The sequence below is a fragment of the Mesorhizobium subarcticum genome (genome assembly GCF_055456085.1).
On sequence record NZ_CM144237.1, the window covers coordinates 787,818 to 803,073 of the forward strand.

General features: G+C 63.9%; 12 protein-coding genes. 6 read left to right on the forward strand and 6 right to left on the reverse strand.

Annotated features, from left to right (window positions below):
- Positions 1 to 16: 16 nt before the first annotated feature.
- The 6 genes from ACZYHG_RS03645 to ACZYHG_RS03670 are packed head-to-tail and all read right to left on the reverse strand — an operon-like array spanning position 17 to position 6,745.
- Complete coding sequence (locus tag ACZYHG_RS03645) at positions 17 to 1,453, reverse strand: NAD-dependent succinate-semialdehyde dehydrogenase (protein ID WP_464612582.1); 1,437 nt, start codon at positions 1,451 to 1,453, stop codon at positions 17 to 19.
- 17 nt (positions 1,454 to 1,470) lie between these two features.
- Positions 1,471 to 2,742, reverse strand: coding sequence for a CaiB/BaiF CoA transferase family protein (locus tag ACZYHG_RS03650; protein ID WP_464612583.1), 1,272 nt, complete (start codon positions 2,740 to 2,742; stop codon positions 1,471 to 1,473).
- Positions 2,743 to 2,781: 39 nt separating this feature from the next.
- Positions 2,782 to 3,813, reverse strand: a complete 1,032-nt coding sequence (locus tag ACZYHG_RS03655) for an ABC transporter ATP-binding protein (protein ID WP_464612584.1) — start codon at positions 3,811 to 3,813, stop codon at positions 2,782 to 2,784.
- Positions 3,810 to 4,865 carry an ABC transporter ATP-binding protein gene (locus ACZYHG_RS03660; RefSeq protein WP_464614608.1) on the reverse strand — a complete coding sequence of 352 codons (1,056 nt, stop codon included), beginning with the start codon at positions 4,863 to 4,865 and terminating at the stop codon, positions 3,810 to 3,812. The genes ACZYHG_RS03655 and ACZYHG_RS03660 overlap by 4 nt, the downstream gene beginning before the upstream one ends.
- A 24-nt stretch (positions 4,866 to 4,889) precedes the next feature.
- Positions 4,890 to 5,732 (reverse strand): ABC transporter permease, encoded by an 843-nt coding sequence (locus tag ACZYHG_RS03665; RefSeq protein WP_464612585.1) that lies wholly within the window; start codon positions 5,730 to 5,732, stop codon positions 4,890 to 4,892.
- The gene (locus tag ACZYHG_RS03670) at positions 5,732 to 6,745 is read right to left on the reverse strand and encodes an ABC transporter permease (protein WP_464612586.1); all 1,014 of its coding nucleotides are present in this window, start codon (positions 6,743 to 6,745) and stop codon (positions 5,732 to 5,734) included. Before ACZYHG_RS03670 ends, ACZYHG_RS03665 begins: the two co-directional genes overlap by 1 nt.
- Positions 6,746 to 6,931: 186 nt before the next feature.
- Between ACZYHG_RS03670 and ACZYHG_RS03675 the strand changes: the two genes are divergently transcribed.
- The 6 genes from ACZYHG_RS03675 (at position 6,932) to ACZYHG_RS03700 (ending at position 15,253) form a co-directional block, all read left to right on the forward strand.
- On the forward strand, positions 6,932 to 7,741 hold the full coding sequence (locus ACZYHG_RS03675; protein ID WP_464612587.1) for an IclR family transcriptional regulator: 810 nt from the start codon (positions 6,932 to 6,934) through the stop codon (positions 7,739 to 7,741).
- A 176-nt stretch (positions 7,742 to 7,917) separates the two neighbouring features.
- The gene (locus tag ACZYHG_RS03680) at positions 7,918 to 9,357 is read left to right on the forward strand and encodes a GH39 family glycosyl hydrolase (protein WP_464612588.1); all 1,440 of its coding nucleotides are present in this window, start codon (positions 7,918 to 7,920) and stop codon (positions 9,355 to 9,357) included.
- On the forward strand, positions 9,350 to 10,699 hold the full coding sequence (locus ACZYHG_RS03685) for a glucoamylase family protein (protein ID WP_464612589.1): 1,350 nt from the start codon (positions 9,350 to 9,352) through the stop codon (positions 10,697 to 10,699). The genes ACZYHG_RS03680 and ACZYHG_RS03685 overlap by 8 nt, the downstream gene beginning before the upstream one ends.
- Complete coding sequence (locus ACZYHG_RS03690; protein WP_464612590.1) at positions 10,689 to 12,218, forward strand: mercuric reductase; 1,530 nt, start codon at positions 10,689 to 10,691, stop codon at positions 12,216 to 12,218. Before ACZYHG_RS03685 ends, ACZYHG_RS03690 begins: the two co-directional genes overlap by 11 nt.
- A 226-nt stretch (positions 12,219 to 12,444) precedes the next feature.
- Positions 12,445 to 13,653 (forward strand): glycosyltransferase, encoded by a 1,209-nt coding sequence (locus tag ACZYHG_RS03695; RefSeq protein WP_464612591.1) that lies wholly within the window; start codon positions 12,445 to 12,447, stop codon positions 13,651 to 13,653.
- A 25-nt stretch (positions 13,654 to 13,678) separates the two neighbouring features.
- Positions 13,679 to 15,253, forward strand: coding sequence for a glycosyltransferase (locus tag ACZYHG_RS03700; RefSeq protein ID WP_464612592.1), 1,575 nt, complete (start codon positions 13,679 to 13,681; stop codon positions 15,251 to 15,253).
- Positions 15,254 to 15,256 lie beyond the last annotated feature (3 nt).

The window sequence follows — 15,256 nt, forward strand, 5'->3', positions numbered from 1 at the left end:
AATAACTGGCCGCGCGTCAGTCGACCTGCAGATGCGAGACGAACTTCGAGTTGAGATAGCTCTCCAGCGCGTCGGCACCCCCCTCAGTGCCATTGCCGGAATCGTTGATGCCGCCGAACGGCACCTCCGGCAGCGCCAGGCCATAATGGTTGATCGACACCATGCCGCTGGCGATGCCCGACGACATTTTCGCGGCACTCGCCGCCGAGCGGGTGAAGCCATAGGCGGCAAGGCCGTAGTTCAGCCGGTTGGCTTCGGCGAGGGCTTCGTCCAGCCCGCTGACCGGCGTCATCAATGCCAGCGGGCCGAATGGCTCCTCGTTCATGGCACGGGCATCGCTGCCGACATTCGACAGGATGGTCGGCTCGAAGAAATAGCCGGAATTGCCGATACGCTTGCCGCCAGCGATGAGTTCGGCGCCTTTCTGCACGGCGTCGTGGACCAGCTCCTCCATCGCCTGGACGCGGCGCGGGTTGGCGAGCGGACCCATGGTAGTGCCTTCGGCAAGGCCATCACCGACCTTGATCCGGCTTGTCGCCTCGGCGAAGCGGCCGACGAAGTCATCATAGACAGCATGATCAACGAGGAAGCGTGTCGGCGCGACGCAGATCTGGCCGGCATTGCGGAATTTCGACGCCACCATCGAACGTGCGGCGCGGTCGAGGTCGGCATCGGGCAGGACGATGACCGGCGCATGGCCGCCAAGTTCCATCGTCGCCCGCTTCATGTGCAGGCCGGTCAGCGACGCCAGTTGCTTGCCGACCGGCGTCGAGCCGGTGAAGGAGATCTTGCGGATGATCGGATGCGGAATGAGATAGGCCGAGATTTCCGACGGCGTGCCGTAGACGAGGTTCAAGACGCCATTGGGCAGTCCGGCATCGATGAAGGCGCGCACCAGTTCGGCTGGTGAAGCCGGTGTTTCCTCCGGCCCCTTGATGATGATCGAGCAGCCAGCGGCAAGCGCCGCGGACAGTTTGCGCACCGCCTGGTTGAGCGGGAAATTCCATGGCGTGAAGGCGGCGACCGGGCCGACGGGCTCCTTCACCACAGACTGGCTGACGCCCTCGAGGCGCGCCGGCACGATGCGGCCATAGCTGCGGCGCGCTTCCTCGGCGAACCAGTCGATGATGTCGGCTGCGGCAAAAGCCTCCATGCGCGATTCAGCGATCGGCTTGCCCTGTTCCAGCGTCATCAGCGTGGCGATATGCTCGTTGCGCTCGCGCAGGATGCTAGCCGCCTTGCGCATCAGCTTGGAGCGTTCGAAGGGCGAGACGCGCCGCCAGGCCTCGAAGCCCTTCGCGGCGGCAGCCAGTGCCTCGTCGAGGTCGTCGATGCCGGCATGGGCGAGCGCGCCGAGTTCAGCTTCGGTCGCAGGATTGACAATCGGCATGGTGCGGCCGCCGCGCGCGGGTCGCCACGAACCGTCAATATGCAGGTGAACGTCGGGATACATTGCAGGCTCCGTGAAGGTCAGGCGGAAACAGGCTCGGCGGCAGGCGCGTAAACACCTACGGCGCCGGTGCCGATCAGTTGGTCGATGGTCTCGGGGCTGTAGCCGAGGACGTCAGTCAAGACAGAAGCTGTGTCCTGTCCAAGCATGGGCGGTGCCGTGAAGTTGGCGGTCAGCTGAGCGGCCAGCCCCTGCGCCGGGCGCACCATGGCGACGGAACCGAGATGCGGATGCGGCAAAGTCTGGATCAGGCCGCGCTCGCGCACATTCGGGCTGTCGAAGACTTCTGGTATCGATTTCACCGTCCCGGCCGGCACGCTGGCCGCCGCACAGGCCGCCATCCAGTGGGCTCGCGGTTTGGCCCTGAAGGCTCCCACCAGTTCGGGGATCAGCGCCTCACGGTTGATTGCGCGCGCGCCTGCCTTGATGAAGCGTGAATCCCTCGCCAGATGCGGCAGATCAACCACCTGCTCGCACAGCGCCGCGAACTGGCGGTCATTGCCAACGGCCAGCGCGAAGCCGCCATCCGAGGCTTCGAATATCTGGTAGGGAACGACAGTCGGATGCGCATTGCCGTAGCGGGCAACCTCGCGGCCGGTGTTGAGATAGCCGCTGCCGACATTGATCAGCAGGCTGAGCGCACAGTCGATGAGCGACAGGTCGAGGAACTGGCCCTTGCCGGTTGTCGCGCGTTCGAAAAGCGCGGCCAGGATCGACTGCGTTGCGACCATGCCGCAGACCACATCGGTGATGGCGACGCCGACACGCATCGGCTCGCCATCGCTCTCGCCGGTGATGGCCATCAGGCCGCTCTCGGCCTGCATGACGAAGTCATAGCCGGGCCGGTTGGCATCGGGCCCTGTCTGGCCGTAGCCGGAGATCGAGCAGTAGATCAGCCCGGGATTGGACGCACTGAGTTCCTTGTAACCGACGCCGAGGCGGTCGGCGGTGCCGGAGCGGAAATTCTCGACGACAACGTCGGCCTTGGCTGCGAGTTCGCGCACGATCGCCAGGCCCTGCGGGCTCTTCATGTCGAGCGCGATGCTCTGCTTGCCGCGATTGGCGCAGAGATAATAGGTCGAGACACCCTTGTAGCTCGGCACCGACCATGCGCGGGTGTCGTCGCCGCCATCGATGTTCTCGATCTTCCAGACCTCGGCACCGAGATCAGCCAGGCTCATCGTTGCCCATGGACCGGCGAGCACCCGCGACAGATCGAGAACCTTGATGCCTTCAAGCGGCAAGCGCGCGGGTCCCGCCGTACCGGCACTTTCGGAATGGTCCTCAGTCACGATCAAAATTCCTTCGCGGTGATGAATTCGGCAAGCCTGTCATACGGTCCTGAAGGTGTTGACGGGTTCCGGGAAATGACAGGCGACCCGATGCGTGCCGCCGGCCGGATCGAGCGGCGGCTCGACCGAGGCACAAATGGCCTGCGCCTTGAAGCAGCGCGTGCGGAAGCGGCAGCCCGACGGCGGGTTGAGCGGGCTCGGCACGTCGCCGGTCAGCACGATCCGCTCGCGCCTGCGCTCCTTCTCGGGATTGGCGAGCGGCACCGCCGACAGCAGCGCCTGCGTGTAAGGATGCAACGCCTTGGAATAGAGCTCCGCCGCCGGCGCGATCTCGACGATCTTGCCGAGATACATCACCGCGACCTGATGCGAGATGTGGCGCACGACCGACAGATCATGGGCGATGAACAAGTAGGAGGTGCCGAAGGACTGCTGGATGTCCTTGAGCAGGTTCAGCACGCCGGCCTGCACCGAGACGTCGAGCGCCGAGACCGGCTCGTCGAGGATCACCACTTGCGGGTTGAGCGCCAGCGCCCGGGCGATGACGACCCGTTGGCGCTGGCCGCCGGACAGCTCGTGCGGGTAGCGCTTGCCATGCTCGGGATTGAGCCGCACCAGTTCGAGCAGCTCGGCGACGCGCGTGCGACGGTCCGCCTTCGACATGTCGCTCATGCGCAGCGGCTCGGCGATGTTGTCGGCGATGCGCATGCGCGGATGCAGCGACCCGTAGGGGTCCTGGAAGACGAGCTGGATATAGCGCCGCATCAGGCGCATGTCCTCGTGGTTCAGCGCCAGAAGGTTCTGGCCGCGGAACCAGCTTTCGCCGCTGGTCGGCTCGATCAGCCGCATCAGGCAGCGTCCGAGGGTCGACTTGCCGCAACCGGATTCGCCCACCAAGCCCAATGTTTCGCCGGGTGCCACGTCGAAGGACACATCGGCAACGGCGCGCACGTGGGCGACCGCGCGGTCGAAGACCAGGCCGCCGCGAACCGGGAAATCCTTGACCAGATGACGCACCGACAGTGCCGCTTCCGGCCTGGTTTCGGCTTGAGTTTGCTCCGCTGCGCTCATGGGATCAGGCTTCCAGTCTCAAGGCTTGCCGCTGCCAGCGCAGCACTGTGGAAGGGCGGCAAGGTCGTCGCGAAATGGCAGGCCGAGAACCGGCCACCGATATCGTGCAGCGGCGGGTCTTCGGTCCGGCAGCGCGCCTCGGCATGGATGCAGCGCGGATGGAAGGCGCAGCCGCCCGGCAAGCGGCCGAGCGCCGGCGGCGAGCCGTCGATCGAGAACAGCCGCTCGCGGCTTTCCTCGAGATTGGGGATCGAAGCGATGAGGCCGCGCGTATAGGGATGGCGCGGATCGGCGAACAGTTGCGACACATCAGCCTGCTCGACCACACGGCCGGAATAGACGACCGCGACGCGGTCGGCATGGCCGGCGACGACACCGAGATCATGGGTGATCAGCACCAGCCCGAGGCCGAGCCGCTCCTGCAGCGAGCGCAGCACGCTGAGGATCTGCGCCTGCACCGTCACGTCGAGCGCCGTGGTCGGCTCGTCGGCGATCAACAAATCGGGATCGTTGGCGACAGCCATGGCGATCACCGCGCGCTGGCGCATGCCGCCGGAGAATTCGTGCGGGTACTGGCTGGCCCGGCGTTCCGGCTGCGGGATCGCCACCAGGTTGAGCAGTTCGACCGCGCGCGCCATGGCCTGCTTGCGGGTGACGCGCTGATGCAGCCGGACAGCTTCGGCAATCTGGGCGCCGACGGTCATTACCGGGTTCAGTGAGGACAGCGGATCCTGAAAGATCATGGCGATGCGCGCGCCCCTGATCTTGCGCATTTCGCGCGCCGGCTTGCCGACCAGTTCCTCGCCCTTGAACCGCACCGAGCCAGTGACAACCGCATTCTTCGAGGTCAGGCCGAGAGCGGCAAGCATGCCGACCGACTTGCCCGATCCGGATTCACCGACGATGCCGACCACCTCGCCCTTGGCGACGTCGAGGTCGATGCCACGCACCGCCTCGAACTGGCTGCCGGCCTTGCGGAACCCGACCCGCAGGCCGCGTATGGACAGCAGCGGTTCGCGTTCAGCTGCCTTGTCGGCTGCCCCGGTGCGCATGGAAACTACCTTTGCGCTCATGGTTCAGTCCGACCTTGGATCGAGAATGTCGCGCAGGCCGTCGCCGATGAAGTTGAAGCCGAGCACGATGGTGAGGATGGCGACGCCGGGACCGAAGGCGATCCACCACTGATAGAAATGCACGGCGCCGTCGGAGATCATCGAGCCCCATTCGGGCGTCGGCGGCGTGGCGCCGAGGCCGATGAAGCTCAGCGATGCGGCCAGCAGCACGACCTGTCCGAGATCCATGGTGGCGCTGATCAGCACCGGGGTCCAGCAGAGCGGCAATATGTGCGTGAACAGGACGCGGCGTGGTCTTGCGCCAGCGGCGATCGCCGCTTCGACATGTTCGCGCTCCTTCACCTCCAGCACCTGCGCGCGCATCAGGCGGGCGTAGACCGGCCACCAGACCAGCACCATGGCAATGGCGGCGTTGCCGAGGCCCGGCCCGAGCGAAGCGGCGACAGCCATGGCGAGCAGCATCGGTGGGAAGGAGAGCGTGATGTCGACCAGCCGCATGATCGATGCACCTGTCAAGCCGCCGACAAAGCCGGAGATGGCGCCGAGCAGCGAGCCGATGACGACGGCGGAGACGACGACCAGAACGGCGATCGGCAGCGAATGCGCTGCACCGTGCAAGGTGCGGCTCAAGACGTCGCGGCCGAGAGCATCGGTGCCCAGCCAATGCGCCCAGCTTGGCGGCTGCAGGCGACGAGCGACCATTTCGAGCGGATCGAACTGCACGACCAGATTGGCGAACACGGTCATGAACAGCCAGAACAGGATGACGACCGTGCCTATGACAAGTGGCGCGGTCAGCCATTCGGGGATGGCGGCGGAACGGGATTTCGTGACGATAGCCGACATCAGCTCAACCTCACGCGCGGGTTGGCCACGACATAGAGGATGTCGGTGATCAGGTTGGTGACCAGGAAGGCCAGGCCGCCGACGATGGTGACGCCGATGATCGCCGGGAAATCGAGCGCGCGCGCCGCCTCGACCGCGTAGGAGCCCATGCCCGGCCACGAAAAAATAGTCTCGGTCAGCACCGCGCCGGTGATCAGGTAGGCGAAGGAATAGCCGATGACAGTCAAGGTCGGCACCATGGTGTTGCGCAGCGCATGCACGATGACGACGCGGAACTCGCTCGCGCCCTTGGCACGCGCGGTGAGCACGAATTCGCGGCTCATCACATCAAGCATGTTGGCGCGCACCAGCCGCGATATGGTTCCCGAGACCGTCCAGCCAAGCACGAAGGCCGGCAGCAGCAGATGCCACAACGCGTCCTTGAAGACGGTGAGGTTGCCGGCCAACAGCGAATCGATGGTGAGGAAGCCGGTGATACCGGGTGGCAATGCCAGACGGGCATCGACCCTGCCCGGCCCCGGAAGCCAGTGCAGCATGACCGAGAAGATGAACAGCAGGCCGAGCCCCGACCAGAAAACCGGCAGCGACGAGCCAAACAGGGCGAACAGCCGCGCGCCGTGATCGATCAGGCTGTTACGGAAATAGGCGGCCAGCACGCCAAGCACGATGCCGAGCGTGGTGCCGAAGATCATCGCCGCGAAAACCAATTCGAGCGTTGCCGGCAAGCGATAGAGGATGTCGGTGCCGACATTGCGCTTGGTGATGAACGACGTACCGAGGTCGCCGCTCAGCAGATTGCCGAGATATATCATATAGCGTTCCGGCAGAGGACGATCGAGACCCCAGCGGGCCTTTGCGGCGGCGACCACTTCGGGATTGCTCATTTGCTGCTCGGCAACGATCGCGGTCAGCGGATCGCCCTTGGTCACCGTGGTGATCAGGAAAGCGATGGTGACGATGCCGAGCACTAGGAACGGCATGGCGATAAGCCGGCGCAAAATATAGCGGGACACGTGGCTACCTTCACAAGGACGGGCTTCGTAAGATGGCACAAGGCGCTGGAAGATGCCATCGAGGGGACATATTGACAGGCTGCAAAAGCCGCTGTCAATATAAATGGAATTTAATTTCATTTTTGACTGTACCGCGCCGGCGAGACCGGCCCGACAGGTGGATACTCCGCCAGAAAGACCGCCAGCGTGCGCAAGCGAGCGACAAGGGACGAGACGGAACTTGACGGCGAAGGCGCACAGCTTTCATCCTCGCTGGTGCGGGGGCTCGGCATCCTGCGCGCCTTCCGGCCGGGTGACGTCTCGCTCGGCAACCAGGACATCATCGCGCGCACCGGCCTGCCCAAGGCCACCGTTTCACGCATCACCTATACGCTGAGCGCGCTCGGTTACCTCCTCTACGACAAGGATCTCGGCCGCTACAGCCTGGGGCCTGCGACCGTGGCACTCGGTTATTCCGCGCTCAGTTCCAGCGCCGTCGTCCACATCGCCCGGCCGCTGATGCAGCCGCTGGCCGACCTGACCGGGGCGGCGGTGGCGATCGGCACGCGCGACAGCCTCAACATGGTCTATCTCGCCAATTGCCGGTCGGAGAGCCTGGTCACGCTGCGGCTCAATCCAGGCTCCTATTTGCCGATCTGGAAGACGTCGATGGGGCTGGCCTATGCGGCGGGACTTTCACAGGAGGAGCGCACGAGTCTTGTGCAAAGGCTGCAGGAAGCGGAACCCGACAAGGCAGCGATGATCATTGCCGCTGTCGAGGATGCGGTCACGCAATACGCACAGCGTGGCTATGTGACGTCGTTCGGCGCCTGGCACAGCTATATCCACGCGGTCGGCGTGCCGTTCCGCCCGCGCGACGGCTCGCCGCTTGTCGCCATCACCTGTGGCGGCATTGGCGAGATCATCACCGAGCAGCGCGCGCATGCCGAAATCGGACCGGCGCTTGCGGCGATGGTCGAAGCCCTGCGCCAGCAGCTCGAGGGAAACCACGAATAGTCCGGGCGGGCGGTCAGCGTCGACATCGTTCCGTTCTGCTGTCTCCTAGAGGGTTGTCACGGCAAGGCAGCGACTACAAATCCGCGTGAGCAGGCAACGAATGCAGCCTGGCCGACGTATGGTTGGCAATGCAGTGCATACGACAGGCCAATAGTCCTTCAGACAGTTCCACGGGCGTGACCTTTCGCTGTGATCTCGGCGTCAAAGGCGAGGACTTCCCGCATTTCTGGGAACATACGGTCGGCAGCGGCCATGCGACGCTGGCGCTGCGCGCGGACTGGCAGGCACAGATGCGCCGCGCGCATGACGAGCTCGGCTTTCGCCATGTCCGCTTTCACGGCCTGCTTGATGACGACATGGGCACGCTGATCGACCAGGACGATCAGCCGCTCTATTCGTTCTTCAATGCCGACCAGATCTTCGATTTCCTGCTGTCGATCGGTATCCGGCCCTTTGTCGAGTTGAGCTTCATGCCGACGATGCTGTCGTCCAGCGGACAGATCATCTTCCACGACCGCGCCAATGTCAGTGCGCCGAAGGATTACGGACAGTGGGCAACCCTTATCTCCAAACTCGTTGGCCATTGGGTTGACCGCTACGGCCTGGAGGAGGTCCGCCAATGGTTCTTCGAGGTCTGGAACGAGCCCAATCTCCAAGCGTTCGGCAGCGGCAGGCAGGACGACTATTTCAAGCTGTATGCTTATACAGCGAAGGCCATCAAATCCGTCGACACGCAATTGCAGGTCGGTGGCCCGGCCACCGCGGCCAATGCCTGGATCGACGAGTTCATCGCCTACTGCGGCCAGAACAGCCTTCCCGCTGACTTCATCAGCACGCACCACTACCCAACCGATGCGTTCGGCAAACCTGGCGATGACACCGAAACCCAGCTTTCGGAAAGCACGCGAAGCGTGTTGCGCGAGCAGGCACGCACCGCGCGCCAGCAGGCTGGAGACCGTCCGCTCTATTACACCGAGTGGTGCACGTCTTCGAACCCGCGTGATCCCCTGCATGACGAGCCTTATGCCGCCGCCTTCGTCGTCAAGACGGTGATGGAAGCAAGGGGGCTGGTTCAGGGCTACAGCTACTGGACGTTTTCGGATATTTTCGAGGAGAACTATTTTCCCTCCGTGCCGTTTCATGGCGGTTTTGGCCTGATGAACCTTCACGGCATCGCCAAACCGGCCTACCGTGCCTTTGAAATGCTGCACGGACTTGGAGCGGAAATCCTGCCTGTGGAAGGTAACCACCCGACTGTCGACAGCTGGTGCGTGCGTGACCGGAATTCGCTGACCGTGCTGATCTCCAATTTCGCCTTGCCGCGGCATCCAATCGCGGATGAGATCGTCCATATCGAACTCAAGAATGTGCCCGTGCCCACCGCAGCAATCATCCGGCGGATCGGTGCGGGAAATGCCAACGCCAAGGCGCTATGGGCGACAATGGGGAAGCCTGATTATCTGAGCCCGGCAATGGTCGAGCAATTGCATGCGGCCTCGGCAATGCCGGAGCAGGAACAACCGGTCGCCTGGCGCGACCGCACCCTTGGATTCGATGTGACCCTGCCGCCGCTGGGAGTCGCGTCCATCAGGCTGGAGTTTGTATCGTTTGCCTAAAACAGAACCTGCCGCATTGTCCGATGATGATCTTCTGGACCGCTACCAGAGCGCCGCCTTCGGCTATTTCCTGGAGAATGTGAACCCCGACAACGGCCTGGTTGCCGATACATCGCGGCCGAATTCGCCGGCCAGCATCGCAGTCGTCGGTTTCGCCTTGTCCTGCTATCCAATCGGCGTCGAGCGTGGCTGGATGACGCGTGCGAGGGCGGTGAAGCTGACGCTTGCCGCGTTGCGCTTCTTCTCGGCCAGCCCGCAAGGCAGCGGCGACGACGTCACCGGCCACAAGGGTTTCTATTACCACTTCCTCGACATGCGGACTGGCCTGCGGGTCTGGCGCTGCGAACTGTCGATGGTAGACACAGCACTGCTGATCGCCGGTGTGCTGGTGGCGGCTTCCTATTTCTCTGGCGATGATGCGTCGGAAACCGAAATTCGCCAGCTGGCCGAGACGCTCTACCGGCGTGTCGACTGGCGCTGGGCGCAAGGCAGCACTCCCACCTTGCGTCAGGGTTGGAAGCCGAAGAGCGGTTTCCTGCACTATGGCTGGGAAGGCTACAACGAGGCGACGATCCTCTACGTGCTGTCGATGGCTTCACCCGACAGTCCGACCTCCGACGACAGTTACGAGGCCTGGACGGCGACCTACCAGTGGGAAAACATCTACGGCCATGACGTGCTCTATGGCGGGCCGCTGTTCATGCATCAGTTCTCGCATGCCTGGATCGATTTCGCCGGCATCCGCGACGCTTTCATGCGCGAGAAGAATTCCGACTATTTCGAAAACAGCCGGCGCTCGACCTACCTCCAACGCGACTATGCCCGCCACAACCCCTATGGGTTCGACGGCTATGGCGAGAACCTTTGGGGGCTTTCGGCCGGCGACGGGCCGGGCGGCTTCCGCGCCAGCGTCGAGCGAAGGAGGCATCGGTTTTCCGGCTATGCCGCGCGCGGCGCGCCTTTCGGGCCGGATGACGGGACGATCGCGCCATGGTCCTATCCGGCGTCGTTGCCTTTCGCACCTGATATCTGCCTGGCCGCCTTGCGCCATCTCGGTGACCGCTATCCCGAGGTGATCGACAATTTCAGGCTGCCGAGCGGCTTCAATCCGACATTGGCCAACCGGCGACAATTCGGCCGCAACGGCTGGGTGTCGGAGGGCCATTACGGGCTGGACCAGGGCATCGTGGTGATGATGATCGAAAACCATCGCTCGCGACTGGTCTGGGAGCTGATGCGCTCCAATCCGCACATCCGCCGGGGCCTGGGCAAAGCGGGCTTCACCGGCGGCTGGCTGGCGCAGCCGGCAGCCTCCGCTTCAGGGGGCCGCGATGCCGCGTAAACGGTCAAAGGCTGCCGCCTTCCCCGTCGATCGCAACGACGTCGAACTGGTCCGGGCCGCGCATCCGCCGCACTGGAAGAACCCGACCCCCGACGGCCCCTACAATCTCGTCGTCATCGGCGCCGGGCCGGCCGGGCTGACCGCGGCGCGCGACGCGGCACGCCTCGGCGCCAAAGTCGCGCTGATCGAACGCTGGCTGATCGGCGGTGCCTGCACAAATGTCGGCGGCGTCCCGTCGAAGTCGATTATCCGCACGGCCAGGCTCTATGCCGAAATGCGCGATGCCGAGAGTTTCGGCGGTCACACGCCGGAGCGTCTTCATGTCGACTTCGAGCGGGCCATGATGCGGATGCGGCAGGTCCGGCAGCGGATCAGCCGCGCCGATTCGGCCGCGGCCATCGCCGCCGAAGGCATCGACCTTTATTTCGGCGAAGCGCGCTTTGCCGGACCGGATTGCGTGGTGGTCGCGGACAAGACCCTGCATTTCAAGAAGGCATTGGTGGCGACAGGCGCGCATCCGAGCGGACCATCGATTCCGGGCCTCGCCGAAGCCGGCTATCTCGACAATGAGAGCATGTTCAACCTCACAAAATGCCCGCCACGGCTCTTGGTCATCGGCGGCGGGCCGCTTGGCTGCGAGACGGCGCAGGCCTTCTGCCTGCTCGGCGCGAAAGTCATCCTGGCGCAGAACGATCCGATGTTCCTGCCCGGCGAGGAACGCGACGCCGCGCAGATCCTTTCGGACGCGCTGGCGCGCGAAGGCATCGAGGTTCGCCTGAACACCGAAGTGGTGGCGGTACGAACAGAGCGCGGCAAGAAGCTCGCAGACCTGCTGCGCGACGGCGATACGTCGACGATTTCCGTCGACGAGATCATCACCGGTGTCGGCCGTTCGCCTAATGTCGACGATCTCGACCTGGAAAATGCCGGGGTGGCCTATGACGCCAACGGCATCAAGGTGGACGATCATCTGAGAACCACAAATCCGCACATCTACGCGGCGGGCGATGTGTGCCTCGAATACAAGTTCACCCATACCGCCGAGGCAACAGCGCGCATTGTCGTGCGCAATGCCCTGTTTCGCGGGCACGAAAAGCTCAGCGAGCTCATCGTTCCCTGGTGCACCTATACCGATCCGGAAATCGCCCATGTCGGCCTCTATCCGATCGAGGCGCGCCGCAACGGCATCCCGGTCAAGACCTATACAGTGCTGATGCATGATGTCGCCCGTGCCGTGATGGACGGCGAGGAGGAGGGGTTCGTCAAGATCCATGTCCGGGAGGGATCCGACCGCATCCTGGGGGCGACGGTCGTCGCCAGCCATGCCGGCGAGATGATCAATGCGGTGACGCTCGCCATCAAGTCGGGCATGGGATTGCATGCCTTGGCCGATGTCATCCATCCCTTCCCGACGCAGGCGCAAGGCATCAAGATGGCGGGGGATGCCTACAGGCGAACCCGGTTCACCTCCTTACGCAGGCGTCTTGCGGCGCGCTGGCTGGCATGGTCCAGGCGATGATCTTTTCATCCGGATTCTGCCGGCACGAATTGTGACCGTTTCGCCAGGCAGGGCACATCCGACGGTCCAGGGATCATCCAGCGCTTGACGAAAGCGCCGTTCGGCTAAACAAGTCGAAGCTTATTTCCATGGCTTCGGGGGCCTCGTGAATGCCATCTGGGATTGAGCCTGCAACGCAGCGCCCTGGGCGCTCGCCTTGAATCGCATGGGCGCGCGCGCGGATACCATGACGGCGCGCAGCAGCGAACGGCGCGTGCTGATCCTGTCCCACGAGCCGGCCTTTCCGCCAACCTCCGGCGCAGATCTTAGAAACTATCGCAATGCCGCGATTGCGGCCGGGTTCGGACCGGCCTGCCTGGTCTCGGTGCTGCCGCGGGCCAGCGCGGCGAAGCTGCCGGATCCGTTGATCCGCGCCGAGGCGCTATCGATTGAGGGCGAAGCCCGTACGGCTTCGATCGGGTGGTGGCGCATCAGGGCCGAGCATCGCATTTCGCGTGCTGCCCTGATGCGGCTGGAAGCAATCATCCGAGACTTTGGTCCTGATACAGTGGTGGTCGAGAGCATCGGCCTGTTCAAGCTGCTGCGGCCGTTGCGGCCGCTGGTGCGGCAGCTCATCCTCGACATGCACAATGTCGAGTCCGACCTGGCCCAGCAAATAGGGCGCACTGAGGCGCTCGGACCGCGTCTTGCCGCGATCACGGCATCTCTGGGCATCAGGCGCCTCGAAAGAAAGGCACTCGCCATTGTCGACAGGGTCTGGGTCTGCTCGAACCAGGACCGCGACAGGCTGACGGTCCTCTCCCGGCGCAAGGTGCCGATCGACGTCGTTCCCAATGGAATTCCCAATGTCGAGGACATTCCGCAGACGCTGCCCACCGAGGCCTCGACCAACAGCGGCTTCCCGGTGATCCTGTTCATCGGCCACCTCGGTTATCCACCGAACGTCGATGCCGCCCGGCGATTGGCCCATGCCATATTGCCCCGCATCCGGCAGGCCTTTCCCGGCGCCAAGCTCATTCTCGCCGGGCGCGGCCCGAAAGCGGCCATGCTGGCGCTGGCCGCATTGCCAGGGGTGGAGTTGGTCGAAAATCCGGAAAGCGTGGCGCCGCTTCTGTCCGGCGCGCATCTCAGCATCATTCCGCTCAACGCAGGCGGCGGAACGCGCATCAAGATCCTGGAGGCGATGGCTTGGGGCGTGCCGGTGATCGCGACACCGCTGGCGGCCGAGGGCCTGGAGCTGGCCGAGAACGACGAGGTGCTCTTGTCGGCCACCGACGAAGGGCTTGCCGATGTGGCTATCGGGCTGTGTCACGACGCCCAGCGCCGGGCACGACAGCGCATGCGCGCGCATCACGCCGTATCGGCAAGGTTCGGCCCGCAAGCGATCCGCGATGCCATCCGTGCCGGGCTTGAACTGGAGAATGAAGGCACATGACAATCTCCCGCCCCATGAGCCGCCGATGATCCCGCCAATCTTGCACCAGACATGGAAGGCCGACAGCGTTCCCGCGCGCTTCCAGGCATATGCCGACAGCTGGAAGCGGCATAATCCGCACTGGACGGTGATGTTCTGGAGCGACCGGATGCTGCTCGAATTCGTGGCCGGGCATTACCCTGATTTCCTGCCGATGTTCTGCAGTTACACGAACGGCGTGCAGCGGTCGGATGCGGCCCGCTACATGCTTCTGCATCATTTTGGCGGGGTCTATGCCGACATCGACTGCGAATGCGTCGCACCTTTCGATCCGATCATGAATGAGAACCGTGTCGTGCTGTGCAAGGAACCTGCTTCACATGCGGCCGTGCAGGCGGATTTCCGGGGTCTGCCCTATCTCTTGTTCAATGGGACAATGGCGAGCCTGCCCCGTCACCCCTTCTGGATGCATCTCCTGTCCATGATGCCGGGGCTGGTCGGCGCCAAGGACGTGCTCGACTCGACAGGTCCCTGCCTGTTGACGTCCGCTCAGCTCGGTTACATCGATCAGGGGGCTTTCGCCATTCACCCGTCCGGCCTGTTCACGCCCGTGACGTCTTCGGGGAATACCGAGCTTGAGGCAGGCGACGAGACGGCAGCACTTTCCACCCACCACTGGGCCGGTACGTGGTGGAATCCCGAGCCGCCGCCGACATGGCTGACCAAGCTTCGCAACAAAGCCTACCGGCTAAAATATCATCTGACGCGCGGCACTCATCTGGATAAAGCCGCGGCAAAAGCCAGCGTCGACAAGGCGGTTCTGTCAGCGCCGCCGCCCACAGGCCGCAACATCGCCATTCTGGTGCCGCTTCGCGATGCCGCGGATCTGATCCAGCCCTTTCTCGACGCGCTGGACGGACTCAACTACCCCAAGGACAGGATCAAGCTGGTTTTCTGCGAAGGCGACAGCCTGGACGGCAGCTGGGAGCGCCTTCAGGCGGCGACAGCTGGAGTGGCCGGCAAATATCGCGACATCGTACTGTTGCAGCGACAGGTCGGAACCAGGTTCGACAGGGCGAAACGGGCAAGGCCCAGGATGCAGCGCGCCCGGCGCGGCGCGATTGCCAAGGTGCGAAATTACCTGATCGATCATGGGCTGGACGAGGACGACGACTGGGCGCTGTGTATCGATATCGACGTCTGGCGCTTTCCCGGCGATGTGCTGAACCGGCTGATTGCCAGCGGACATCGCATCGCGGTGCCCCATTGTGTGAAGATCGCCGGCCGCGGCAGCTTCGACCTCAACAGCTTCATTATTAGGCGCCAGGCCAGGGACTACCGGTATTTTCGCGAGATCCGCGGCGGTCTTCATCAGCCTCCGGCGACGACACCACATCGCTATCATCTGAGCGATGTCAGGCATCTCGACATTGTCGGCCTCGATGCGGTCGGTGGAACCATGCTGCTGGTCGATGCGGCGTTGCATCGCGGCGGCCTGCGCTTCCCCGAAATTCCCTACCGCGACCTGATCGAGACCGAAGCGTTTGGCTTGCTCGCCAATGATCTCGGCATCCGGCCGGTCGGCTTGCCGAAACTGGAGATCCTACACGTTCCATGGTGACGC